23 protein-coding genes and 1 other annotated feature are annotated in these 25,059 nt (G+C 38.5%); of the genes, 22 read left to right on the plus strand and 1 reads right to left on the minus strand.

The window, feature by feature from the left end; translation table 11 throughout:
* Positions 1-54 precede the first annotated feature (54 nt).
* The 8 genes from sigG to ileS all read left to right on the plus strand — a co-directional run bounded on the left by sigG (position 55) and on the right by ileS (position 7,681).
* Positions 55-828: an RNA polymerase sporulation sigma factor SigG gene (gene sigG, locus AC2CGN_RS00475; protein ID WP_004227313.1), complete on the plus strand. Its 774-nt coding sequence runs from the start codon at positions 55-57 to the stop codon at positions 826-828.
* Positions 829-971: 143 nt separating this feature from the next.
* Positions 972-1,208 (plus strand): PRC-barrel domain-containing protein, encoded by a 237-nt coding sequence (locus tag AC2CGN_RS00480; RefSeq protein WP_283871079.1) that lies wholly within the window; start codon positions 972-974, stop codon positions 1,206-1,208.
* A gap of 142 nt (positions 1,209-1,350) precedes the next feature.
* The gene (locus AC2CGN_RS00485; RefSeq protein WP_484513124.1) at positions 1,351-2,058 is read left to right on the plus strand and encodes a YggS family pyridoxal phosphate-dependent enzyme; all 708 of its coding nucleotides are present in this window, start codon (positions 1,351-1,353) and stop codon (positions 2,056-2,058) included.
* Positions 2,042-2,539 carry a cell division protein SepF gene (locus AC2CGN_RS00490; protein ID WP_283871081.1) on the plus strand — a complete coding sequence of 166 codons (498 nt, stop codon included), beginning with the start codon at positions 2,042-2,044 and terminating at the stop codon, positions 2,537-2,539. Before AC2CGN_RS00485 ends, AC2CGN_RS00490 begins: the two co-directional genes overlap by 17 nt.
* Positions 2,540-2,559: 20 nt before the next feature.
* A complete protein-coding gene (locus AC2CGN_RS00495) occupies positions 2,560-2,841 on the plus strand; it encodes a YggT family protein (RefSeq protein WP_283871082.1) in 282 nt (93 codons plus the stop codon).
* A gap of 142 nt (positions 2,842-2,983) precedes the next feature.
* Complete coding sequence (locus AC2CGN_RS00500) at positions 2,984-3,772, plus strand: YlmH family RNA-binding protein (protein ID WP_286926150.1); 789 nt, start codon at positions 2,984-2,986, stop codon at positions 3,770-3,772.
* Positions 3,773-3,867: 95 nt separating this feature from the next.
* A complete protein-coding gene (locus AC2CGN_RS00505; RefSeq protein ID WP_283871084.1) occupies positions 3,868-4,392 on the plus strand; it encodes a DivIVA domain-containing protein in 525 nt (174 codons plus the stop codon).
* Positions 4,393-4,504: 112 nt separating this feature from the next.
* Positions 4,505-4,725, plus strand: a binding site (T-box leader).
* A 187-nt stretch (positions 4,726-4,912) separates the two neighbouring features.
* Positions 4,913-7,681, plus strand: coding sequence for an isoleucine--tRNA ligase (ileS, locus tag AC2CGN_RS00510; RefSeq protein ID WP_484511547.1), 2,769 nt, complete (start codon positions 4,913-4,915; stop codon positions 7,679-7,681).
* Between the two features lie 206 nt (positions 7,682-7,887).
* Here ileS and AC2CGN_RS00515 read toward each other — a convergent pair whose 3' ends face one another.
* A complete protein-coding gene (locus AC2CGN_RS00515) occupies positions 7,888-9,066 on the minus strand; it encodes a helix-turn-helix domain-containing protein (protein ID WP_429980566.1) in 1,179 nt (392 codons plus the stop codon).
* Between the two features lie 238 nt (positions 9,067-9,304).
* Between AC2CGN_RS00515 and AC2CGN_RS00520 the strand changes: the two genes are divergently transcribed.
* From AC2CGN_RS00520 to pyrE, 14 genes are all read left to right on the plus strand, one after another.
* Positions 9,305-9,640 carry a DUF485 domain-containing protein gene (locus AC2CGN_RS00520; protein WP_283871087.1) on the plus strand — a complete coding sequence of 112 codons (336 nt, stop codon included), beginning with the start codon at positions 9,305-9,307 and terminating at the stop codon, positions 9,638-9,640.
* A gap of 19 nt (positions 9,641-9,659) precedes the next feature.
* Positions 9,660-11,228, plus strand: a complete 1,569-nt coding sequence (locus tag AC2CGN_RS00525; protein WP_429984507.1) for a sodium/solute symporter — start codon at positions 9,660-9,662, stop codon at positions 11,226-11,228.
* Between the two features lie 163 nt (positions 11,229-11,391).
* Complete coding sequence (gene lspA / locus AC2CGN_RS00530) at positions 11,392-11,871, plus strand: signal peptidase II (protein WP_286926154.1); 480 nt, start codon at positions 11,392-11,394, stop codon at positions 11,869-11,871.
* On the plus strand, positions 11,868-12,779 hold the full coding sequence (locus AC2CGN_RS00535) for an RluA family pseudouridine synthase (RefSeq protein WP_484511551.1): 912 nt from the start codon (positions 11,868-11,870) through the stop codon (positions 12,777-12,779). Before lspA ends, AC2CGN_RS00535 begins: the two co-directional genes overlap by 4 nt.
* Before the next feature lie 238 nt (positions 12,780-13,017).
* Positions 13,018-13,560, plus strand: a complete 543-nt coding sequence (gene pyrR / locus AC2CGN_RS00540; protein WP_283871091.1) for a bifunctional pyr operon transcriptional regulator/uracil phosphoribosyltransferase PyrR — start codon at positions 13,018-13,020, stop codon at positions 13,558-13,560.
* A gap of 20 nt (positions 13,561-13,580) precedes the next feature.
* The gene (locus AC2CGN_RS00545) at positions 13,581-14,870 is read left to right on the plus strand and encodes a uracil-xanthine permease family protein (protein WP_429990835.1); all 1,290 of its coding nucleotides are present in this window, start codon (positions 13,581-13,583) and stop codon (positions 14,868-14,870) included.
* Positions 14,871-15,139: 269 nt separating this feature from the next.
* Entirely contained in the window at positions 15,140-16,018 is an 879-nt protein-coding gene (locus AC2CGN_RS00550) for an aspartate carbamoyltransferase catalytic subunit (RefSeq protein WP_429986665.1), read from the plus strand.
* Between the two features lies 1 nt (position 16,019).
* A complete protein-coding gene (locus AC2CGN_RS00555; RefSeq protein WP_484511554.1) occupies positions 16,020-17,297 on the plus strand; it encodes a dihydroorotase in 1,278 nt (425 codons plus the stop codon).
* A complete protein-coding gene (locus tag AC2CGN_RS00560; protein WP_484511556.1) occupies positions 17,297-18,397 on the plus strand; it encodes a carbamoyl phosphate synthase small subunit in 1,101 nt (366 codons plus the stop codon). Before AC2CGN_RS00555 ends, AC2CGN_RS00560 begins: the two co-directional genes overlap by 1 nt.
* Positions 18,390-21,587 (plus strand): carbamoyl-phosphate synthase large subunit, encoded by a 3,198-nt coding sequence (gene carB / locus AC2CGN_RS00565; RefSeq protein WP_484511558.1) that lies wholly within the window; start codon positions 18,390-18,392, stop codon positions 21,585-21,587. Before AC2CGN_RS00560 ends, carB begins: the two co-directional genes overlap by 8 nt.
* Before the next feature lies 1 nt (position 21,588).
* Positions 21,589-22,362, plus strand: a complete 774-nt coding sequence (locus AC2CGN_RS00570) for a dihydroorotate dehydrogenase electron transfer subunit (RefSeq protein WP_484511560.1) — start codon at positions 21,589-21,591, stop codon at positions 22,360-22,362.
* Complete coding sequence (locus AC2CGN_RS00575; protein WP_286926162.1) at positions 22,359-23,270, plus strand: dihydroorotate dehydrogenase; 912 nt, start codon at positions 22,359-22,361, stop codon at positions 23,268-23,270. Before AC2CGN_RS00570 ends, AC2CGN_RS00575 begins: the two co-directional genes overlap by 4 nt.
* The gene (gene pyrF, locus AC2CGN_RS00580; RefSeq protein WP_286926163.1) at positions 23,270-23,974 is read left to right on the plus strand and encodes an orotidine-5'-phosphate decarboxylase; all 705 of its coding nucleotides are present in this window, start codon (positions 23,270-23,272) and stop codon (positions 23,972-23,974) included. The genes AC2CGN_RS00575 and pyrF overlap by 1 nt, the downstream gene beginning before the upstream one ends.
* A gap of 2 nt (positions 23,975-23,976) precedes the next feature.
* On the plus strand, positions 23,977-24,606 hold the full coding sequence (pyrE, locus tag AC2CGN_RS00585; RefSeq protein WP_286926164.1) for an orotate phosphoribosyltransferase: 630 nt from the start codon (positions 23,977-23,979) through the stop codon (positions 24,604-24,606).
* The last annotated feature ends 453 nt before the right edge of the window (positions 24,607-25,059 follow it).

Raw genomic sequence — 25,059 nt, forward strand, 5'->3', positions numbered from 1 at the left:
CGGACAAACTGATGTCACGGTTTAGTCAGAGAATAACATCCGGAGGAATCGAATATGCGAACTAAAGTAGATCTTTGCGGCTTAGATACATCGACTTTGCCAATTTTAAAGCACGAGGAAATGAAGGAACTCTTCATCCGATTACAAGCAGGAGAAACTGAGATTAGAGAAGAGCTTGTGATGTGCAATTTAAGGTTAGTGCTCAGTATTGTCGGTAGATTTGCCTATAGGGGTGAACAGGCAGATGATTTATTTCAGGTAGGCTGCATTGGCCTCATGAAAGCCATCGATCATTTTGATTTAAAGCATAATGTGCGATTTTCAACATATGCTGTACCAATGATCATTGGTGAAATTCGTCGCCATCTGCGTGATCATCATGCGTTACGTGTTTCTCGTTCTTTAAGAGATATTGCGTATAAAGCAATGCAGGCAAAAGAGCAATGGATAACTGACAATTTACGAGAACCAACCATTGAAGAAATTGCAGAAATGATTGACATGAAAAAGGAAGATGTTTTATTTGCTTTAGATGCCATTCAAGATCCAGTTTCTTTACAAGAGCCTATTTATTCAGACGGCGGAGACGCTGTTTATATGATGGATCAATTACGTGATGATGATGTATCTGAAGATCAATGGGTTGCCTACGTGTCGGTGAAGGAAAGTTTGCAAAAGTTAGATGAACGACAACAAATGATTGTTGCCAAGCGCTTTTATTATGGCGAGACACAGACAGAAATAGCAAAAGAATTGGGAATCTCACAGGCGCAAATTTCACGTCTAGAAAAAAATGCGATTGAAACAATGCAAAAAGATTATAAGTAGTAAACAATGCGCACCAGAGCTTTCGGTGCGCATTTTATCTTCATTCAACTAGCTAACAATACATACCATAAATATAAAGTGACAGCATACTTTGATGAAGATACTAGTGGATGTCATAAAGTAATTGTTACAGGAGGGGTATAATGCGTTTTTCAATGTTACAACAAAAAGAGGTTATTGAAGCAGGTAATGGGCGTTTTTTAGGATTTGTAGTAGATGCAGAAGTTTCAAAAGAAACAGGCTATGTGACAGCGTTTATGATAGCAGAGCCTCGAAAATATCTGGGTCTTTTTCGAGGTGAAGATTCTGTTAGAAAGGTATACATGAAAGATGTACTTGTGGTTGGGAAAGATGTTATTTTAGTAAAAGCATTATCTTAAATTTTGTTGTCTATTTAGAGTCAAGCTACTTTAATTTTCTATGAATAATGCAAATGTCCTTTCACTTAGGTCAGGCTATTCATTGATAATTCAGGCATTGCTTGTTACAATAAAGGAAACTATTGTTGTAAAGTTGGGGAAAATAGTGACAAAAATCTTAACAAATTTAAACAAAATCAATGACCTTATTCATGCAGCCCAAAAACGATCAAATTGGGAAACTGGGAAAGTTCAAATTATTGCAGTAACAAAAGAAGTTTCAGTTGAACGAACACAAGAAGCAATCGATGCAGGACTTCTTCATTTAGGAGAAAATCGTCCTGAGGGCTTAAATCGAAAAATAGAAGCAATTCAAGCGAATGTAAATTGGCACTATATAGGTTCTTTACAAACACGTAAAGTAAAGCAAGTGATTAACAATATTGACTATTTACATTCATTGGATCGATTAAGTTTAGCAGAAGAAATCGAAAAAAGAGCAGACAAACCTGTAAAATGCTTTGTTCAGATTAATGTATCAGGTGAGGAATCAAAACATGGTTTAACGATTGAGGAAGCCCTGCCATTTGTTCAATCATTAGCAAGTTTTACTAAAATTCAAGTAGTTGGTTTAATGACGATGGCACCTAATACAGATGATGATGAGATCATTCGCACTGTTTTTAAGCAATTAAAACAATGTCAACAGCAAATAGCCGAGCAGGGATTCGTACACGCGCCTTGTACCGAGTTATCAATGGGCATGTCTAATGACTTTGAAATTGCGGTAGAGGAAGGGGCTACATTCGTTCGAGTCGGAACGGCTCTTGTTGGAAATGAAAGAGGGGAACAGGATGAGCATGAAAAATAAAATTAAAAACTTCTTTTATCTAGAGGAAGAATTAGAAGAAGAAATCACGCAAGCTCCTATTCAACAGCAACAACCCGTACATCAACAGCAACCGTTTCAATCAGTAAAGCCTAAAAAAGTTATGAAAGAGCGGAAGGCACCCATCCATGAAATTGTTCCACAAAGTGCAGCACCTGTAAACAACATTGTCAGCTTGCAGGCGGCCATGAACTCAAAAGGGGCTAAGGTTGTATTAGTAGAGCCTAGAGTCTATGCTGAAGCACAGGATATTGCTGAACATTTAAAAAACAAACGTGCAACAATCGTCAATCTACAACGAATTGAACGTGAACAAGGCGTACGAATTATTGATTTTTTAAGTGGCACAGTTTATGCTCTTGGCGGGGATATCCAAAGAATCGGTAAAGATATCTTCTTATGTACACCTGATAATGTAGAAGTTTCCGGCGAAATTTCAAATTTTATTTTAGACGATAATTAATAGCGAGGATTGTAGTTTATATGACTTTTTTATATATTTTGAGGTTTGTATCACTAGCATTTGATATTTACTCACTAATGTTAATAGTATATATTTTAATGTCTTGGGTACCTGCTGCTCAAAATTCATCTATTGGACGCATACTGGCAAATGTATGTGAGCCTTATCTTGGTATCTTTAGACGATTTATTCCGCCAATTGGCATGATTGATGTTTCTCCTTTAGTGGCAATTTTTGTCCTTAATTTTATTCAAAGAGGAGTTATTATTGTCATTCAAAAAATTTATTTTATGTTTATGTAAAAGAAATCCTCACAATGGTGGGGATTTTTTATTTTAGGGAATACTAACAAATGACATCATTTTTAACTAAATTGTGGTTACGAAACATGAAAGTACCAATGAAATTGTACTAGTAAAAGAGAGATAATAGAGGTGGAGTCAAATGGAGCATTTAATACAACATTTTAGGAAAGAAGAACAGCCTTTTATTGAACAAGTGGTGAATTGGGTGCGAGAAGTGGAGGACCGCTACGCACCAAAGCTCACTGATTTTCTAGATCCTCGTCAGCGCTTTATCGTAAACGCCATTATTGGACAATACGACACATTGCAAATGGCTAGTGCGGGACTTTTTAATGAAGCAGAAAGACAAAGAATGCTCATTTACCCAACTTATTTTGAGCCTGTAGAGGAAGATTTTCAACTTACGGCATTTACCATTCAATATCCTATAAAATTTGTACAGTTGCGTCATCCAGATGTACTTGGTGCATTATTATCATTGGGGTTAAATCGAGGTAAATTTGGTGATATCCGTGTTGATGAACACCATGTCCAGTTTGTAGTAGCGAATGAGATAGCGGAGTATGTTCGTTTACATTTAACTGGCATTGGCAAGGTAAAAGTGCATGTGGAATCCATGAAAGAGACGGAGCCACTTCTAGCAAATGAGGATGAATGGCTAGAGGAGTCTCACACGGTTACTTCCATGCGATTAGATGTTATTATCGCAACAATTTTAAAGGTTTCTCGTCAAAAGGCACAGGCTTTAATTACAGGTAATAAAGTTCGTGTCAATTGGACAGAGCGAGATACAGTTGCTTTTGAATTACAAGAAGGGGATATTTTATCTATACGAGGTAGTGGCCGCGTAAAAATTCTAATGACTGAAGGACGTACAAAAAAAGATAAAATCCGTTTGCAAGTCGGACGTTTGACCCAAAAAGGTTGAAAATCAAGTGAAATTCATTAATTTTTACTGCTAAGTTGTCGGAACAATTGTATAATAGAAAATACGAATGTACATGTAAAGGAGAGAAGGATCGTATGCCATTATCACCTATTGATATACATAATAAGGAGTTTACAAAGTCCTTCAGGGGCTATGCTGAGGATGAGGTAAACGAATTTTTAGATCAAATTATCAAAGATTATGAAATTTTATTACGCGAAAAAAAGGATGTCGACAAACAGCTAGAGATGGCCTTAGAGCAAGCAAGGCATTTTAACACCTTAGAGGAAACCCTACAAAAATCAATTGTTGTGGCACAGGAAGCTGCCGATGAGGTGCGAAGAAATTCACAAAAAGAGGCAAAGCTTATTGTGAAAGAAGCGGAGAAAAATGCTGATCGTATTTTGAATGAAGCTTTATCAAAGGCTCGAAAAGTAACAATTGAGATTGATGAGCTAAAAAAGCAATCCAAGGTATTCCGTAATCGATTTAAAATGCTTGTAGAGGCACAGCTTGATTTACTAAATGCAGATGACTGGGATCATTTGCTGCAATATGATATAGATTTAACAGAAATTCAAGCATCTGTGGATGAAGCACAGGAATCCGATCAACTTTAATAGCTTTTTTAGTGCTATTATTGCGTGGCGTATGGGCGCAATAAGTGAAACTTGACGTGATTGTTTGATTTTCATATACTAATGAAATAGTAATTATTTTGAACAGATATGCATACAGGCAGAGACGAAGACAGTATTTGTTAGGCGTAGCAAAGCGATTTGGGGATAGTGTGAGCCCAAACAAGCAAATAACAATGAACATCACTTCAGAGCTAAATAACTGAATGAAAGTAAGTTATTTCGTGATGCACAACGTTAACGTGCTTAAAGAGGTAGTACAAATTTGTGCTACAAGTAGGGTGGTACCGCGAGTATAAGCTTCTCGTCCCTTAGTGGGATTGAGAGGCTTTTTTTATTTGCTAAAATTCACAGCGAGCAGCTATTTATCTTACGTTTAATCGTAAGTGATTAAAAAAGGGCTAAAACTTGTTGAATTCGTCAAGAGCTGTCATATGTATATGAACGCCTTAATGCATTTGTTTTGTTCTAAGTGTGTAAAATTAAAAGGAGGAATGGAAGCATGGTTGAATATAAGGATACTTTATTAATGCCGAAAACAGATTTCCCAATGAGAGGAAACTTACCGGCAAATGAACCAAAAATGCAAGAAAAATGGAATGACATGGACATTAACAAATTACAGATGGAGCGTACTGAAGGACGACCTGAATATGTACTTCATGATGGCCCTCCGTATGCAAACGGTGATATTCATATCGGTCATGCACTAAATAAAGTGCTAAAAGACATGATTACACGCCATCGCTCTATGAATGGTTATCATGTAAATTATATTCCTGGTTGGGATACGCATGGTTTACCAATTGAGCAAGCTTTAGCAAACAAAGGTGTAAAGCGTAAAGAGATGTCTGTTGCGGACTTCCGAAAACTATGTGAAGAATATGCATATGAGCAAATTGACAACCAACGTGCTCAATTTCGTCGTTTAGGTATTCGTGGAGATTGGGAAAATCCATACATTACTTTAAAACCAGAATTTGAAGCTCGCCAAATTGAAGTATTTGGGAAGATGGCTGAAAAAGGCTATATTTACAAAGGCTTAAAGCCAGTTTACTGGTCTCCTTCTTCTGAATCTGCACTTGCAGAAGCGGAAATCGAATATAAGGATATTAAATCACCTTCTATTTATGTAAGCTTTGCTATTAAAGATGCTAAAGGTGTCGTACCAGTAGATGCTAAATTTATCATTTGGACAACAACGCCTTGGACAATTCCAGCAAACTTAGGGATCTCTGTGAACCCTGAATTTATGTATGTAGTTGTTGCAGTTGCAGATAAAAAATTCATTATTGCGAAAGATTTATTAGAAACAGTGGCGAATGCCCTTGAATGGGACACATACGAGGTTATTCAAGAAGTGAAGGGTGAGACATTAGATCGTATTGTCGCTCAGCATCCTTTCTATGATCGTGAATCTCTTGTGATGGTGGGTGAACACGTTACTGCTGACGCAGGTACTGGCTGTGTTCACACGGCGCCTGGACACGGGGAAGATGATTATTACATTAGTAAACAATATGGCTTAGGCATTCTTAGCCCGCTTGATAATAGTGGCTGTTATACGGATGAAGCACCTGGTTTTGAGGGCGTATTTTATAATGATGCCAATAAACTAATAACAGAAAAGCTAAAGGAAGTAGGCGCATTAGAAAGCCTTGGTTTTATTTCGCACTCATATCCTCATGATTGGCGTACAAAGAAACCAGTTATTTATCGTGCAACACCGCAATGGTTTGCATCTGTTGAAGCATTCCGTGGTGAGTTACTAGAGGCTGTTAAAGCAACTACGTTTACGCCAGCTTGGGGAGAAACTCGCCTTTTCAACATGATTCGTGATCGTGGAGATTGGGTAATTTCCCGTCAACGAGCTTGGGGTGTGCCAATTCCAATTTTCTATGCTGAAAATGGAGAGCCAATCATTACACCTGAAACAATTGCTCATGTTTCTACGTTGTTCCGTAAGCATGGCTCAAATATCTGGTTCCAAAAAACAGCTAAAGAACTATTGCCTGAAGGCTTTACACACGCAGGTAGCCCGAACGGTGAATTTACAAAAGAGAATGACATTATGGATGTTTGGTTTGATTCAGGGTCATCACATCAAGGCGTGCTAGTAGAACGTGGAATGAAATATCCGGCTGATTTATATTTAGAGGGCTCTGACCAACACCGAGGCTGGTTCAACTCTTCTTTAATTACTTCTGTGGCTATTAACGGCTACGCTCCATATAAGGGACTATTAACACACGGTTTCGTACTAGATGGAGAAGGACGCAAAATGAGTAAATCATTAGGAAATGTCATTATTCCACAAAAGGTTATGGATCAATACGGAGCTGATATTCTTCGTTTATGGGTTGCCTCTGTTGATTATACTGGTGATGTTCGTATCTCGATGGATATGTTAAAACAAGTATCTGAGGTTTATCGTAAAATCCGAAACACATTCCGTTTCTTACATGGGAATGTAGCTGATTTCGACCCGACAAAGGATCGAGTAGCCTATGCAGATCTTCGTGAGATGGATCAATACGTTTATATGCGCCTACAAGATGTTCTAAAAACAGTACATGCTGCCTATGATCGCTATGATTTTGCAGCTGTATATCATGCTGTTAATAACTTTGTTGCTGTAGAGTTATCTTCATTCTACTTAGATATTGCAAAAGATGTTGTATACATTGAAGGCACTGACAACAAAGATCGTCGTGCAATGCAAACGGTGATTTATGATACATTAATGACGTTAGTAAAAGTAATGACACCGATTATTCCTCATACAACAGATGAGATGTGGTCTTACTTACATGCACAAGGTGTAGTACAAGAGGTTTCTGTACAATTAACAGATTTCCCTGAAGTTGATGTACAAGAGAATTTTGAGGATTTACGTGCAAAATGGGTGAAAATTATAGACGTTCGTGACGATATTCTAAAAGCATTAGAAGAAGCTCGTAATGCAAAAACAATTGGTAAATCTTTAGAAGCAAAAGTAACGGTGTATGCTAAAGAGGATGTTGCTACATTATTGAATGATGCAAGCATTGATTTTGCTCAGCTTTCTATTGTTTCAGCCTTTGAGCTAGCCTCTATTGATAAGGCACCTGCAGATGCGCTAGTGCTTGAGCATGCATCAATTGTTGTTGAAAAGGCAACAGGAGAAAAATGTGAGCGCTGTTGGTCAATTTCTGAATCAGTTGGTGCAAACGAAGCCCATCCAACAGTTTGTGCGCGCTGTGCGGAAGTTGTAGAAAAATATTACGCTTAAAAACAGGCTTTAATTGTGAAGAAAACGCAAGTCTCCCAAATAAGGGACTTGCGTTTTTTTGCATGTAAAATGAGTATGTATAAGGAATTGCATTCTCGCCCTTTACTGGTTGTGGCCTGTCTTTCGTGTTGAATAATAGTTGGACTAACCTAGTCTACTAGTTATGTCACTTGATGAAACATGATGATGGGCGTGAATGCACTTTTTTATTTAAATAATATTTCCTTCGTGTTGCGGTAGTCTGTTGGGGAAATGCCTACATATTTTTTAAAGGTCAGGCTGAAATAATTTGGTGTGTTAAAGCCACAGATGGAGGAGATTTTCTCAATGGTATAGTCATATTTTCTTAAAAAAGGCAATGTTTTAATGATACGTGTAAAGGCTACATAGTCGACAAAATTGCGACCAGTCTCCTTTTTAAATAATCTACTAAAATGCGTCGCACTAAAATTTATATATTTGGCAACATCACTGATGGTAAGTTGCTCATCATAATGCTCTTCAATATATAGAATGGCCTTTTGAAGCTGTTCCTGTTCTGTTAAGTCTTCATAAAACCTTGCATGTATATTCTCAACAGGTGGTTTTCTCCTTGCCTTACGAGCTTGGCTGTAGGATTCCTTCACCTGCATGGGATCATGAAAGACACCTCCTATCCCCATAAATAGATGGATACAATACTCCTTTTTTAGGTCTTCAATTACCTCATGGAGAGAGGCTACACCTTCAGTCCAATGCTTAAACGAAGTAATTTCATTTGGTATACGCATTAGCAGCAGTAAATATCGTTCAAAATTTAAAAAGGAAAGAGAGGCTTTATCCGCAAAACCTTGGCGAAACATATTGGTTATAACACTATTTGCATCATGAGGAATACTTCGATTTTCATTTATATCAATATAGCCTTGAATTAAAAAAACTATATTTGGGATACAATCCTTTGATAAAAAGGAGGCAGATTGAATAATTTCCTGCTCATTTTCAATTTCTCCACGAATAAGACGTTTTAAAAAGGCTTCTCTGAATGGTGAGGTATGATCTTGTGAAATTTGCTGTGACAACTCAAGCATGGTAAGTGTGCTTGCTTGTTTTTCCTTATATGATGTATAAAGCTTTTTAACAATTCTGATGAATTTTGATTTCTGTAACGGTTTTATAAGCAATGCCGATAAATTTAATTCAATCGCTATTCCAGTTGAGTAGGTAAGGTGTTCTGCAACAATAGGGACGATTAAACTATTAGGATAATTTCTTTTTAAGCGATTTACCTTTACCCAATCAAATAAGTGATTAATATCATAGACAAAGATTGCGACACCCTTTGTATTGGGCTGATTGCAGTTAATAAAGGTATTCGGTAGATATTCTTCTAGCCAGTTGTTCATCTGTTGTTTTTCTACGGAACTTTCGATATACCAAACAATATTTAAAATGGTAACAGCTCCCTTCTGTTATAAATATATAACGATAAAAGTATTTTAACTTAAAATAGCATTTTTTTGTACTAATACAGCAATATTTTGTAACTATATTATAAACAAAATAGAATAGAATAATTGTAGTAAATAATAATTTGAAATTTCAGATAATTATTTACGTATAGAGAAAAGGGGGAGTTGACATATGGCTGAAGTAGGAAGTAGTGATTACGAGTATGTGGAAGCTGGAACAATCGATATTAAGGATCTTCCACCACTAGATGCAACAACTAACAAAATTATGAAAGATGAGTTTCTTACAGGTTTTGGCTTAACGGTATTTTATTTTATTTTAATTTTTAGTATTCCGATTATGAACTGGTTCGCTCCAGAGTTTGCATTTAAGAAAATTTGGGGTGGAATGACGGTTACATGGTTTTACACAACTGTCATTATGATGGCCATGGCTTTTATTATTGCTTATGTCCATACAACATTGTATGAAAAACGCCTAAAGAAGTATGAAATAGCTAATAAGTAGGTCTGGGGGGAAATGCTGAATGATGAAAGCTCTATTGGAACCGAAAATGATTATGACCATTGCTTTAATGGGAACAATTGTCTATATTACGTATTTAACGAAAAAAAATACAACCGCATCCGATTTCTTCGTTGGGGGGCGTAGCTTCGGATGGTTTACAAATGGTTCGGCAATTGGCGGGGATTATTTAAGTGCAGCAACGTTTCTTGGGATAGCTGGACTAACCTTCCAATTGGGGTATGATGGTGCCTATTATGCATTTTGTTTCTCTATCGGTTTAACACTATTAGCTATTTTCGTAGCTGGTCCATTAAGACGTTTTGGTGCATTTACTGTTGCCGATTTTTTAGCCTATCGTTTTCATAGTAAACGAGCTCGACTAGTTGCAGTAGCGGTTGTTTTAGCAATTTCCGGTTTCTATGCTGCCCCGCAGTTATTAGGTGCTGCGCAAATTTTAAGCATGTTCTTTGGTACTTCATATGAATTTGGCATTATCTTTACATGCGTAGTAATGATTTTCTATGTTGGTATAGGTGGTATGAAAGGAACTACGATTAATCAGGCACTAGAACTTTGGATTCGTCTTGGTGCATTTGTAGTTATGCTAATTGCTGCAATGTATAGTGGGTTACATTACGATAAGATTTTAGCAGCAATTAATTCATTTAGCGGCCCAATTACGGGAACTTCACCATATGCGCTAGATGGAAAAGATGTTAATTTTGATGGGGCGGCTTGGACTGGGACAGGCTTCTATTTCCCAACATTTTGGCAAACCATAAGTATGACGATAGGGTTAGCATTAGGAACAATTGGTCTGCCTCATATTTTACTAAGATTTTATACAAATCCAAGTGCCAGGGCAGCTCGTAAATCGGCGTTAATGGCAATTGGAATTGCCAGTACGTTTTTCTTATTAGCTGTATTCTTAGGTGTTGTAGGTCGAGCTATTTTTATCTCTGGTACAGCAAGTGGAGAAGTAATGCGTGATTTAGTGCTGGGTGGTAACAATATGGTTATTCCTACAACAGCACTTGCATTAGGCGGAAAGTGGCTTCTTGGACTTGTTATAGCGGGGGCATTTGCAGCCATATTCTCTAACTTATCAGGGTTATTCATTACAAGTTCAGGCGCACTGGCACATGATTTATATGCAACGATTATGAAAAAAGATATTACGCAAAAACAACGAGTAATCGCAGCGAAGGTTTCCATTGTTATATTAGGCATTATTTATGGCGCTTTGGGCTTACTTGTAAAGGATGCATCTATTGGTCATTTAGTAGCACTAGCCTTTACTGTTGCCGCGAGTACCTTTACACCAATATTTATTTTAGGTATTTGGTGGAGAGGAATGACAGAAAGAGGAGCGATTGCAGGTTTACTAATTGGACTTGGTGTTTCCATGTGGATGATTTTTCTACCAGGAACATTACCAAGCTTCCTGCAATTTAAAATACCTGGAATTGTGACAGTACCCGTTGGCTTCCTTTCAGTAATCATTGTGTCTATATTAGACCGAAAAGTACCTGCGGATGTAAATGATTTTATGAAGCGTGTGCATTCAAAAGAATCTGAAACTGTCTAATTTAAATTGGCTATATCCAATTACTTTATAAAGTAATTAGGTATAGCTTTTTTTGTTGATCTTCATTCAGCAGGCGTTTGTATAATTTCATGCTATATTAGTTATTCTGTGATGGGCTGTTATGGTAGAATAGGTTAGATGTTGAGCGAACGGAGGAATGTTTGTGTATAAGTACTATGGACTGGCCGCATTTGTCATCCTTTTAGATCAATGGACTAAATGGCTAATTGTCAAAAATATGGAGTTTGGTGAACGAATTGCAGTATGGGACCCATGGCTTGGGATATTATCTCATCGAAATAGAGGAGCAGCATGGGGAATGCTAGAGGGACAAATGTGGTTGTTTAGCATTGTTACAATAGGCGTTATTTGTGCAATCATCTATTTTTATCATAAAGAAGCAAAGGGCAAGCCAGTCTTTCAAGTAGGCTTAATGTTTTTATTAGGTGGAGCTATTGGTAATTTTATTGACCGTTTATTTAGAGGCGAAGTGGTCGATTTTGTGGATGTATTAATTCCAGTTATTAATTATGATTTCCCAATCTTTAATATTGCGGATGCAGCCTTAACAATAGCTGTTGTCATTTTAATGATTGGCTTAATTGCTGAAGATAAAAAAGAAAAGAAACAGGTGAAACAATGACGCAAGTAGCATATACAATGGAAGAACAGCAGCAGGGAGAGCGCATTGATAAGGCACTTTCAAGTGTGCAATCAGAATGGTCGCGCACACAAATTGGGAATTGGATTACAGACGGCATTGTCAAAGTAAATGGCGAGACAGTTAAGGCGAAGTATAAGGTAAAAGCAGGAGATTTGGTTGAAATTGATGTTCCAGAAGCAGAGCCATTAGATGTCATTGCTGAAAACTTAAAACTTGACATTGTTTATGAGGATGCAGACGTTCTTGTGGTGAATAAGCCTAAGGGTATGGTTGTACATCCAGCGCCTGGACATATGACAGGAACACTCGTTAATGGTTTAATCTATCACTGTAAGGATTTATCAGGCATTAACGGTGTTTTGCGCCCAGGCATTGTCCACCGCATTGATAAGGATACATCGGGATTATTAATGGTTGCTAAAAATGATGCAGCTCATGAATCATTAGTCAATCAGCTAGTCAATAAAACTGTAACACGTAAGTATACTGCCCTTGTTCACGGGCATATTGCACATGATAAAGGAACAATTGATGCACCGATTGGACGTGACCAAAAGGATCGTCAAAAGCAAGCAGTTGTAGATAATGGCAAGCATGCCGTAACCCATTTCCAAGTCATTGAACGTTTTGGTGACTATACGCTTGTAGAATGTCGTTTAGAAACAGGACGAACTCATCAAATCCGTGTGCATATGAATTATATTGGCTATCCACTTGTGGGTGATCCAAAATATGGTCCGAAAAAGACAATAGATTTTGGAGGACAAGTTTTACATGCAGGTATTTTAGGCTTCGATCATCCTACGTCAGGTGAATATTTAGAGTTTGAAGCACCACTCCCTGCTGATTATGAACAATTATTAAATGAATTAAGAAATAGGCATTGACGTTTAGTAAAAGAAGGTCTATACTAACGAAAGTGAATGAACTACAAAACAAAATATTCACCTTTAATGGCAGTCCAGAGAGGCTGAGAAGGTACATGTGATCGTGTTGCAAATAATTTGTGCTGCAAATTATTCAACATGCCTTTTAAACACGTATTCGACCCTCTCAGGCTATTCGCCTCGAGAGGTTTTTTTATGGACAAATGACCAATCAACTAGTAGGGAGGAGGAAACGTATATGGCACAAAATGAGCTAATAGATGGCCCATCCATGGCAAGAGCAGTAACACGTATTGCTCATGAAATTATTGAACGTAATAAAGGGATTGATGAATGTATTTTAGTTGGCATTAAAACGCGAGGTGCTTTTCTTGCAAAACGACTTGCAGAAAGAATTGAAAAAATTGAAGGTAAACCGATTCGAACAGGGGAGCTAGATATCACCTTATATCGAGATGATTTATCGACAAAGCATGCTAACGAACAGGCACATGTTGAACAAGTTGATATTGATTATCTTGTAGTCAATCAAAAGATTATTCTTGTGGATGATGTTTTATATACTGGACGGACAGTACGCGCTGCACTAGATGCAATCATGGATTTAGGGCGACCTGCTCAAATTCAACTTGCTGTCCTTGTTGACAGAGGTCATAGAGAGCTACCAATTAGAGCCGATTATGTTGGTAAAAACGTACCAACATCTGGATCAGAGCGCATTATCGTAAATTTACAAGAAGTAGACGGAGAAGATTGCGTCATTCTTTATAAAGAAGACTAACTACAAAGTGAGGAAACATCATGTCAAATGCAGTATTAGATATTAAGGACAAACCAACAACACTTCAACTAGTGACATTAAGTTTCCAACATATGTTTGCTATGTTTGGTTCAACAATTCTAGTGCCTCAGTTGGTTGGACTTAGCCCAGCAATTGCCCTTTTAACAAGTGGAATTGCCACATTATTCTTCTTATTAATAACGAAATTCCAGGTGCCGGCTTATTTAGGATCATCGTTTGCTTTCATTGCACCGATTATTATTGCCACAAAAGCGGGTGGTGTTGGTAGCGCAATGATAGGCGCAATGGCAGTCGGAATTACGTATGGTATTGTGTCTCTTATCATTTGGAAGAGCGGCTATAAATGGATCATGAAAATATTACCACCAATTGTGGTAGGGCCAGTAATCATGGTTATTGGTCTAGGGTTATCAGGGACAGCGGTTAATATGGCGATGAATGTAGATGGAGAATACAGCTTCTTACATTTCTCAGCTGCATTAGTAACATTATTTACTGCGATCATTTTCACGATTTTCTTTAAAGGAATTTTAAGTACAATGCCCATTTTAATTGGCTTAATTGTAGGCTATATTTATTCGATGATTATCGGCATTGTTGATTACACACCAATTGCTAAAGCAAACTTCTTTGCAAGTCCAGACTTTTTAATACCAGGTGTTCATTATGACTTCGAAATTACAACAAAGCTTCTTCTAACAATGGTGCCAATCGTGATTGTAACCATTTCAGAGCATATTGGTCACCAATTAGTTCTAGGCAAAGTTGTTAATCGAGATTACATTAAAGAACCAGGCTTGCATCGTTCACTGTTAGGTGATGGACTGGGTACATTCATAAGTGCATTAATTGGTGGCCCACCGAAAACAACTTATGGTGAAAATATCGGTGTTCTTGCTATCACTCGTGTTTACAGCGTGTATGTCATTGCAGGTGCAGCAGTTGTCGCCATTTTACTGTCATTTTTCGGGCAAGCAATGGCAGTAATTGCAACGATTCCAACATCAGTACTTGGAGGCGTTTCGATCCTGCTCTTCGGTATTATTGCTGCAAGTGGGTTACGTATGCTAGTTGATAATCATATTGACTTTGGCAATAGTCGAAATTTAGTGATTGCCTCTGTTATTCTAGTCATTGGTATTGGTGGAGCGAAGTTTGTGATTTCAGAATCATTAAGTATAGAAGGTATGGCATTAGCAGCTATAATCGGTGTTGTATTAAACGCAATCCTACCTGGTAAGAAGGAAGCTGAAAAACCAATACCATACAATCAAGAAACAAATTCATAGTAGTACCTTTTAATGAATTGTCCAGAGAGGCAAAAAAAGGGAAGTTGTGGACATGCTAAAGCAGGAATAGATGCCTGCTGTGGTTTGTCACGCCTCCTTATGCCTCGTTGATGACATCAGCGGGGCTTTTATTATCTTCATTCATCCCACCCTTGAAGGTGAGATGAATGAAGATAAAGCCTCCAGACGCAATTACGCCAAGGCGAAATTGATTTTAGCGAACGTTATACATAGACGTTCATGAAACACAACCTAATGGAGGTCACATGATGAAGAACTTATTATCGATGGAACATTTAACAACTGAAGAAATTAACTACATCCTAGATCGTGCGCAAGCTTTTGAAAATGGTGAAGCATCATCGTTATCTCGCACATACAACATTGCTAACTTATTTTTTGAACCAAGTACCCGGACAAAAACAAGCTTTGAAATGGCTGAGCGCAAAGTTGGCTGTACAGTTATCCCTTTTGATGCTGGTTTTTCGAGTGTTACAAAAGGGGAAACAATGTACGATACAGTAAAAACGTTAGAGATGATTGGATTGGATGCTGTGGTCATTCGTGCAACCGAAGATGAATACTATAATGAGCTTCTAGAAGGTATTAATGTTGCCATTATTAACGCTGGAGATGGAGCGGGTCAACACCCCTCCCAATCATTACTGGATCTTTACACAATAAAAAAAGAGTTTGGTTCATTTGAAGGGTTGAATGTTACAATCGCTGGAGATATATCCCATAGTCGTGTAGCAAAATCAAATGCTACAGCGTTACAGCGCTTAGGGGCTAACGTACATTTTCTTTGTCCAGAAGAGTGGGCAGGTGATTTCAAGGCCCATCATTCATGGGATGATTTAATCGAAATAAGTGATGTCATTATGTTACTTCGTGTACAGCATGAACGTCATAAAGTAAATAAAAGCTTCTCGAAGGAAAGCTACCACCAAGAGTATGGTTTAACAATTGAACGTGAGAAGCAAATGAAGGATACAGCAATTATCATGCATCCAGCACCCGTAAACCGTGATGTAGAAATTGCTTCTGAGCTAGTTGAATGTGAACGCTCTCGAATTTTCGAGCAAGTCCGAAATGGTGTTTATACAAGAATGGCAATCGTAGAAACGATTTTAAAGGGGAGAGAATAACATGTCAAAGATACTTCAAAATGTACAAATGTTAAATGAACAAGGTGAACTGCATAGGGTTAATATTGCCATGGCTGAAGGGAAAATTACAGCAATCGGACAAGACGTAACTGTAAAAGATGCTGAAATTATTGAAGGAAATGGTTTTCTTGTTGCACCAGGCTTTGTCGATGTCCACACACATTTACGCGAGCCAGGCTTTGAGCATAAGGAAACAATTGCAACAGGTTCAGCATCAGCAGCAAAGGGTGGCTTTACAACAATTTGTGCAATGCCAAATACAAAACCGGTACCAGATTCTGTTGAAAACATGCAACTAATTAATGGACTGATTAAGGAAAGTGCTGTTATTCGAGTACTTCCATATGGCTCGCTCACAAAGGATATCTCTGGAGAGGTTCGTACAAATATTGAGCAATTAAAAGCACAAGGAGCAGTTGCATTCTCTGATGATGGTGTAGGTATTCAACTTGCTTCAACAATGTATGAGCAGATGAAGGATGCTGCTCAGCACGATATGGTTGTGGTGGCACACTGTGAGGATAATTCATTAATTTATGATGGTGTTATGCATGAGGGGAAACGAAATAAAGAGCTTGGTCTTCCTGGGATTCCGTCCATATGCGAATCTGTACAAATTGCGCGAGATGTTTTATTAGCTGAAGCAGCTGGCGCACGCTATCACGTCTGCCACGTATCAACGAAGGAATCTGTCCGTGCAGTACGAGATGCTAAAGCAGCAGGTATTCGTGTAACTGCTGAAGTATGCCCGCACCATTTATTACTTGAAGAAATGGATATTCCATCAGATGATGCAAACTGGAAAATGAACCCTCCATTACGTGGAATAGATGATAAAGACTCACTTCACGCAGCGCTGCTGGACGGTACAATCGATTGCATCGCTACAGATCATGCTCCACATACAGTAGAAGAAAAATGCTGTGGCATGGTAGGCGCACCATTTGGCATTGTTGGCTTTGAAACAGCCTTCCCACTCCTTTACACACAGTTTGTAGAAACAGGGAAATGGACGTTAAAACAGTTGATTGACTGGATGTCTGTAAAGGCAGCAAAAATTTTCGATTTACCATATGGCACATTAGAAATTGGAGCTTCAGCAGATATGATTTTACTAGATTTAAATAAAGAACAAACCATTGATGCGGAAGGCTTTGTATCAAAAGGACGCAATACACCATTCAATGGTTGGACTGCAAAGGGATGGCCAGTCCTTACAATTTTTGAAGGCAATATCGTATACCAGGAGGCAGAGTAATGAAAAAACGTTTACTTATTTTAGAAGATGGCACAGTATTTGCAGGTACAGCGTTCGGTAGTGAGCGAGCTTCACAAGGTGAGGTAGTTTTTACAACAGGTATGACAGGTTATCAGGAAACTATTTCAGATCCTTCATTCTACGGACAAATCGTAACATTAACATACCCTTTAATTGGTAACTATGGAATCAACCGTGATGACTTTGAATCGATTACACCTGCTATTCGTGGATTTGTTGTTCGTGAATTAGCCAAAACTCCTTCAAACTTCCGCTGCGATTTAACAGTAGATGATTATCTGACAGCAAAAGACATTCCAGGAATTGAAGGAATCGATACTCGGAAATTAACACGCATCATTCGTAGTAAAGGATCGGTAAAGGCCATTTTAACAGCAGCCGATGAGGAAGTGAATGTGGCTGAAATCGTAGCAAAGTTACAAGCAACACCAGCGATTACACATCATGTTCGTGAAGTTTCACCAAAAGCTGCCTATCCGTCTCCAGGACGTGGTAAACGTGTTGTATTAATTGACTTTGGTATGAAGCACGGTATTCTTCGTGAATTAAATAAACGTGATTGTGATGTGTTAGTTGTACCTTATAACACACCAGCAGAGGAAATTTTAGCATGGCATCCAGATGGAATTATGTTATCAAACGGTCCAGGTAACCCAGAAGATGTGCAGGAGGGTATTGCAACAGTTCGCAATTTAATTGGTAAAGTGCCAATGTTCGGTATTTGCCTAGGTCATCAAATCTTCTCACTTGCTTGTGGTGCTCGAAGCTTTAAATTACCGTTTGGACATCGTGGAGGAAACCATCCGGTAAAAGATTTACGCACAGGCCGTACAGATTTAACATCTCAAAACCACGGATACGCAATTGATATTGAATCATTAAAAGAGACAGATTTAGAATTAACACATATCGCATTAAATGATGGTACTTGTGAAGGTGTACGTCACAAGAAGTATCCAATCTTCACAGTCCAATATCATCCAGAAGCATCACCAGGTCCAGAAGATTCAAACCACTTATTTGATGAGTTTATTGAAATGATGGAAGTAGAAGCAGGGAAGGGGAAACAACATGCCTAAACGTACAGATATTGAAACAATTTTAGTAATCGGATCAGGTCCAATCGTGATCGGACAAGCAGCAGAATTTGACTATGCAGGAACACAAGCTTGTCTATCTTTAAAAGAAGAAGGCTATCGCGTTATTTTAATTAACTCAAACCCTGCAACAATCATGACGGATACAGAAATTGCCGACAAGGTTTATATTGAGCCAATTACTCTTGAGTTTGTATCTCGTATTTTGCGTAAAGAGCGTCCAGATGCCATCCTACCAACTCTTGGGGGGCAAACAGGCTTAAATATGGCGATTGAATTAGATAAATCAGGAATTTTAGATGAGCTTAATATTGAGATTCTTGGGACAAAATTAGAAGCAATTCATAAAGCAGAAGACCGTGATTTATTCCGTAATTTAATGTATGAGCTAAGTGCTCCAGTTCCTGAATCAGATATTATCCATAACTTAGATGAAGCGAAAAACTTTGTTGCAAAGATTGGTTATCCAGTTATCGTTCGACCTGCATTTACACTAGGTGGTACAGGCGGTGGTATTTGCTACAATGATCAAGATTTAGAAGAAATCGTGACATCTGGGCTTAAATATTCTCCAGTTACACAATGTTTACTAGAAAAATCAATCGCTGGCTATAAAGAGATTGAATATGAAGTAATGCGTGATGCGGCTGACAATGCCATTGTAGTATGTAACATGGAAAACGTTGACCCAGTAGGTATTCATACAGGGGATTCTATTGTAGTAGCACCAACACAAACACTGTCAGATCGAGAAAATCAAATGCTACGTAATATTTCCCTAGATATTATCCGTGCATTGAAAATTGAAGGTGGCTGTAACGTTCAATTAGCTCTTGATCCATATAGCTTTAATTACTATGTAATCGAGGTTAACCCTCGTGTATCACGTTCATCAGCGTTAGCATCTAAAGCAACAGGCTACCCAATTGCCAAGCTAGCAGCAAAAATTGCAGTCGGCTTAACATTAGATGAAATTAAAAACCCTGTAACAGGTTCAACGTATGCTTGCTTCGAGCCAGCATTAGATTATATTGTGGCAAAAATCCCACGCTGGCCATTCGATAAATTCGAATCAGCAAAACGTAATCTTGGTACACAAATGAAAGCAACTGGTGAAGTTATGGCACTAGGGCGAACATTTGAGGAAGCAATGCTTAAAGCGGTTCGTTCACTTGAAACAGGTCAAGTACACTTAGAGTTAAAGCATGCCGAGGAAAACTCCGATTCTTGGATTGAAAAACGTATCCGCAAAGCTGGAGATGAGCGTCTATTCTTTATCGGTGAAGCATTACGTCGCGGTGTAACAATTGAGCAAATTCATGAGTGGTCTGCAATTGATTTATTCTTCCTAAATAAATTCAAAAACATTGTGGATATGGAACAAACACTTGCTGACAATAAAAACGATAAAGACGTATTACGTACAGCAAAACGTCTAGGCTTTGCAGATAAGAAAATTGCAGAGCTTTGGGAAACTACACCTGAGGAAGTATATGCATATCGTAAAGAATATGGTATTATCCCGGTCTATAAAATGGTTGATACATGTGCAGCAGAGTTTGAATCTGAAACACCTTACTTCTATGGCACATATGAGGAAGAAAACGAATCAATTAAATCAGATAAGCCATCTGTTGTTGTCCTTGGGTCAGGTCCAATTCGTATTGGTCAAGGGGTAGAATTTGACTACGCGACAGTACACTCAGTTTGGGCAATTCAAGAAGCTGGCTATGAGGCAATTATTATTAACTCAAATCCAGAAACTGTATCCACGGACTTCTCGATTTCAGATAAATTATACTTTGAGCCATTAACAATCGAAGATGTAATGCATATTATTGACTTAGAACAGCCAATTGGTGTGGTTGTGCAATTCGGTGGACAGACAGCCATTAATCTTGCGGACAAATTAGCGGCAAATGGTGTGAAAATCTTAGGTACAACACTTGAAGATATTGATCGTGCAGAAAATAGAGATAAATTCGAGCAAGCATTACATGAATTAGATATTCCACAGCCACAAGGTGAAACAGCTATCTCAACAGAGGAAGCACTTGCTATCGGTGGACGTCTTGGTTTCCCGGTGTTAGTTCGCCCTTCGTATGTACTAGGTGGACGTGCGATGGAAATCGTCTACAACGAAGAAGAGCTACAACACTATATGGAAAATGCGGTTGAAGCATCTCCAGACCATCCAGTATTAGTAGACCGTTATTTAACTGGTCAAGAAATTGAAGTAGATGCCATTTGTGACGGGGAAAATGTGTTGATCCCAGGTATTATGGAGCATATCGAGCGTGCAGGTGTTCACTCTGGTGACTCTATCTCTGTATATCCACCACAAAAATTAACACAGGCACAAAAGGATACATTAGTGGACTATACAACACGTCTTGCAAAAGGTCTTGGCATCATAGGTTTAATGAACATTCAATATGTTATTTCACAAGGTGAAGTATTTGTAATCGAGGTGAACCCACGTTCTTCTCGTACAGTACCATTCTTAAGTAAAATTACAAACATTCCGATGGCAAATATTGCAACGAAAGCGATTCTTGGTAAATCAATCGTAGAACAAGGCTACCCAACAGGCTTAGCGCCAGAGCAAAAAGGTGTCTTCGTTAAAGTGCCAGTATTCTCATTTGCTAAATTACGCCGTGTTGACATTACATTAGGACCTGAAATGAAATCAACAGGTGAAGTAATGGGGAAAGATGCAACATTAGAAAAAGCCCTTTATAAAGGCTTGGTTGCAGCAGGAATGGAAATTCGCACAGAAGGTACAGTATTATTTACTGTGTCTGATAAAGATAAAGAGGAAGCGATTGCCCTTGCAAAACGTTTCTCAACAGTAGGCTATCGTATTGTGGCTACAGAAGGTACTGCTAAAGCATTTGAAGCAGCAGGAGTCCGCACAGATATCGTTGGAAAAATCGGTGCAAAGGGCCAAACATTAATCGATTTAATTCAAAATGGTGAAGCACAACTTGTAGTGAATACACTTACAAAGGGCAAGCAACCAGCTCGTGATGGTTTCCGAATCCGTCGTGAATCTGTCGAAAATGGTGTCCCATGTTTAACATCATTAGATACAGCAGAAGCAATGCTACGTGTTATTGAATCAATGACATTTACAGCAGAACAAATGCCAAAAGCGGAGGTAGTACACTAATATGATACGTCAAGAGAAAATGACGGTCGTCTCTCAAAAACAAATAGCGACAAACATTTTCGAATTGACACTTAATGGTGAACTGGTTCAGGATATGACTCCTGGCCAGTTTGTCCATGTAAAGGTGTCAGATTCATTGGAGCCGCTTTTACGTCGACCAATCAGTATTGCCAATATAGATAAAGATAACAACGAATTTACAATGATTTATCGAGCGGAAGGTCGCGGAACAAAGGTTTTGGCGACGAATCGTGAAGGTCAGCTTGTAAATGTATTAGGACCGATCGGTAATGGATTCCCCGTAGACGCAGTAAAAGAGGGAGGGACAGCTCTTTTAGTTGGAGGAGGAATTGGCGTACCACCATTACATGAGCTTTCGAAGCAATTAAATGCGCGAGGTGTGAAAACAATTCATGTGTTAGGCTTTCAAACAGAGGATGTATGCTTTTATGAGGAAGAATTCAGCGCACTTGGTGAAACACATTATGTAACGGTGGACGGCTCTAAGGGCACAAAGGGCTTTGTCACGAATGTATTAGCGTCACGAGCACCTGAGTTTGATGTCTTTTATTCCTGTGGTCCATTACCAATGCTAAAAGCACTTGAAGGCTTTTACCCCGAAAAAGAGGGCTATCTATCATTTGAAGAGCGTATGGGCTGCGGTATCGGCGCTTGCTTTGCATGTGTATGTAAAACAACAGACCAAGTAGCAAAAGACTATGTTAAGGTATGCTCTGATGGTCCAGTTTTCCCGAAAGGAACGGTGGCATTATGAGTCGGCTATCAATACAATTACCAGGTTTAGAGTTAAAAAATCCAATAATGCCAGCATCAGGCTGCTTCGGATTTGGTCGTGAATATGCTCAACTATACGATTTATCAAAGCTTGGCGCTATAATGATTAAAGCAACAACTGTAGAAACACGACCAGGCAACCCTACACCACGTGTAGCAGAAACAGCAGCAGGAATGCTAAATGCTATAGGCCTACAAAACCCTGGTATTGACAAAGTCATGAATGAGGAATTAAAGTTTCTAGAGGACTATGATGTGCCAATTATTGCAAATGTAGCTGGTACAGAGACAGCGGATTATGTAGAAGTTGCGCAACGTATCTCCTCTGCGACCAATGTAAAAGCATTAGAACTTAACATTTCTTGTCCAAACGTAAAATGTGGGGGTATTCAATTTGGTACTGATCCTGCAACAGCACGTGAACTGGTGGAAGCTGTTAAAGCTGTGTCTGAGGTGCCTGTTTACGTAAAATTATCTCCAAATGTAACAAGTATTGTAGACATTGCCCAAGCTGTTGAAGCAGGTGGAGCAGACGGTATTACTATGATTAATACGTTAATTGGAATGCGTCTGGATGAACGTACTGGAAAGCCGGTAATTGCCAATGGTACAGGTGGTTTATCAGGTCCTGCTGTAAAACCAGTGGCAATTCGGATGGTCTATGAGGTCTATAAGGCTGTCAATATTCCGATTATTGGAATGGGTGGTGTAACAGAGGCACAGGACGTTATTGACTTTATGTCGGCTGGTGCATCTGCAGTTGCAGTTGGGACAGCAAACTTTGTCGATCATTTTGTATGCCCGACTATTATTGATGAATTACCAACAAAGCTTGACAAATTAGGGGTAGAGCATATTTCAGAGATTATCGGAAGGAGTCATCGTTGATGAATACCCAACCTATATTAGCATTAGATTTTCCCGGAGAAAAAGAAGTATTCGATTTTCTAAAACAGTTCAACGAAACTCTTTTCGTGAAAATTGGTATGGAATTATATATGCAGGAAGGACCAGACATTGTTCGGAAAGTAAAGGATTTAGGCCATGATATCTTCCTTGATTTAAAATTACATGATATCCCGAATACAGTTGGCTCTGCCATGAAGGGCCTAGCAAAATTAGGGGTTGATTTAGTCAATGTCCATGCAGCAGGCGGACGTCCAATGATGGAGGCTGCGCTGGAAGGACTTGAAGCAGGAACACCTGCAGGTAAAGGTCGTCCCGCATTAATTGCAGTTACACAATTAACATCAACAACTGAGGAACAAATGCAAGCGGAACAAAGAATTGCTCTATCTTTACAGGAGTCTGTCTTGCACTATGCAAGTCTCACAAAACAGGCTGGTTTACAAGGTGTCGTTTGCTCAGTACACGAGGCTAAAATGATAGCAGAGGTATGTGGGAATGATTTTCTTCGTGTGACACCTGGTATTCGTTTAGCAGGTGGCGATGCACACGATCAAAAGCGCATTGCCACACCAGATGGAGCAAAACGTGATGGCTCATCACTAATTGTCGTTGGACGAGCTGTAACAGGTGCACAAGATCCAGTAGCAGCATATAAAATTGTAAGTGAATTATGGGAGGCATAACTATGACATTACAAAATGAAATCGCACACGCAATGTTAAAAGTAGGAGCAGTGGAACTAAATCCTACAGAGCTATTTACGTGGGCATCAGGCATTCAATCGCCAATTTACTGCGATACACGTCTAACAATCTCAGATCCTGTTATTCGTAAACAATTAGCAAACGGCTTGGCATCACTGATTAAAGAAAACTTTGGCGCAACAGAAATCGTTGCAGGTACAGCAACAGCAGGTATTCCTCATGCGGCTTGGGTAAGTGATATTCTAGATTTACCAATGGTTTATGTACGTTCGAAAGCAAAAGAGCATGGCCGTGGCAACCAAATTGAAGGAAAATATGCAGCAGGTCAAAAAGTGGTGGTTGTGGAAGATATCGTTTCTACAGGTGGTTCTTCAATTACAGCAGTAGAAGCTTTACGAGCAGCAGGCTGTGAAGTGTTGGGCGTGGTTTGCGTCTACACGTACAATCTTCCACGTGCTGAACAAGCATTCGATCAAGCAGGTATTCAATATGTATCATTAACAAACTTTGATTATTTAATAGAAGCAGCTAACGAATCAGGTGCTATTCAGGAAGTAGATATCCCATTTCTTAAGGAATGGCATGGAAAATTAAAGGCTGGAGCACTTTAATCTTCAAAGAAACTTTTAAAAGCGACTGTCGATATTTTTATCGACCGTCGTTTTTTTTTTGCTAAATCAGCAGAAGGGATATAAAAATAAGCCAAATAAAATAACAAGAAGTATGTAACAACCCACTGTTTACTTGCTTAAAGTAAATTATTTTTCTGCTGTAATATAAATCACTTCATTTTATTAATGTGTTATCAGAAAAAATTATTTACAAAAATTGAAAACTGAAAAATTGAAAATGTACTAATTCGTCAAAAAAATAACTAAAGTAATCTGGAATACTAAATAAATATAAATTATGTAAGAGTAGCTAATGATATTTTGCATAGCATTTTATTATATTTTAATAATAAAAATATAATACTTTATGCAGATGAAGTGAAAAATGAACAAATATTCATTTGATAGAAATAAAAATATTTTAATGAAAATTGGAATAGTTGTATGGTTTAT

The sequence above is a fragment of the Lysinibacillus sp. DFXJR4 genome, from assembly GCF_057196045.1.

Bases quoted from the DNA above. Each gene is read 5' to 3' on its own strand.
- sigG (WP_004227313.1), top strand. From the start codon at position 55: ATGCGAACTAAAGTAGATCTTTGCGGCTTAGATACATCGACTTTGCCA.
- AC2CGN_RS00480 (WP_283871079.1), top strand. From the start codon at position 972: ATGCGTTTTTCAATGTTACAACAAAAAGAGGTTATTGAAGCAGGTAAT.
- AC2CGN_RS00490 (WP_283871081.1), top strand. From the start codon at position 2,042: ATGAGCATGAAAAATAAAATTAAAAACTTCTTTTATCTAGAGGAAGAA.
- AC2CGN_RS00495 (WP_283871082.1), top strand. From the start codon at position 2,560: ATGACTTTTTTATATATTTTGAGGTTTGTATCACTAGCATTTGATATT.
- AC2CGN_RS00500 (WP_286926150.1), top strand. From the start codon at position 2,984: ATGGAGCATTTAATACAACATTTTAGGAAAGAAGAACAGCCTTTTATT.
- AC2CGN_RS00505 (WP_283871084.1), top strand. From the start codon at position 3,868: ATGCCATTATCACCTATTGATATACATAATAAGGAGTTTACAAAGTCC.
- ileS (WP_484511547.1), top strand. From the start codon at position 4,913: ATGGTTGAATATAAGGATACTTTATTAATGCCGAAAACAGATTTCCCA.
- AC2CGN_RS00515 (WP_429980566.1), bottom strand. From the start codon at position 9,066: ATGAACAACTGGCTAGAAGAATATCTACCGAATACCTTTATTAACTGC.
- AC2CGN_RS00520 (WP_283871087.1), top strand. From the start codon at position 9,305: ATGGCTGAAGTAGGAAGTAGTGATTACGAGTATGTGGAAGCTGGAACA.
- AC2CGN_RS00525 (WP_429984507.1), top strand. From the start codon at position 9,660: ATGATGAAAGCTCTATTGGAACCGAAAATGATTATGACCATTGCTTTA.
- AC2CGN_RS00535 (WP_484511551.1), top strand. From the start codon at position 11,868: ATGACGCAAGTAGCATATACAATGGAAGAACAGCAGCAGGGAGAGCGC.
- pyrR (WP_283871091.1), top strand. From the start codon at position 13,018: ATGGCACAAAATGAGCTAATAGATGGCCCATCCATGGCAAGAGCAGTA.
- AC2CGN_RS00545 (WP_429990835.1), top strand. From the start codon at position 13,581: ATGTCAAATGCAGTATTAGATATTAAGGACAAACCAACAACACTTCAA.
- AC2CGN_RS00550 (WP_429986665.1), top strand. From the start codon at position 15,140: ATGAAGAACTTATTATCGATGGAACATTTAACAACTGAAGAAATTAAC.
- AC2CGN_RS00555 (WP_484511554.1), top strand. From the start codon at position 16,020: ATGTCAAAGATACTTCAAAATGTACAAATGTTAAATGAACAAGGTGAA.
- AC2CGN_RS00560 (WP_484511556.1), top strand. From the start codon at position 17,297: ATGAAAAAACGTTTACTTATTTTAGAAGATGGCACAGTATTTGCAGGT.
- carB (WP_484511558.1), top strand. From the start codon at position 18,390: ATGCCTAAACGTACAGATATTGAAACAATTTTAGTAATCGGATCAGGT.
- AC2CGN_RS00570 (WP_484511560.1), top strand. From the start codon at position 21,589: ATGATACGTCAAGAGAAAATGACGGTCGTCTCTCAAAAACAAATAGCG.
- AC2CGN_RS00575 (WP_286926162.1), top strand. From the start codon at position 22,359: ATGAGTCGGCTATCAATACAATTACCAGGTTTAGAGTTAAAAAATCCA.
- pyrF (WP_286926163.1), top strand. From the start codon at position 23,270: ATGAATACCCAACCTATATTAGCATTAGATTTTCCCGGAGAAAAAGAA.
- pyrE (WP_286926164.1), top strand. From the start codon at position 23,977: ATGACATTACAAAATGAAATCGCACACGCAATGTTAAAAGTAGGAGCA.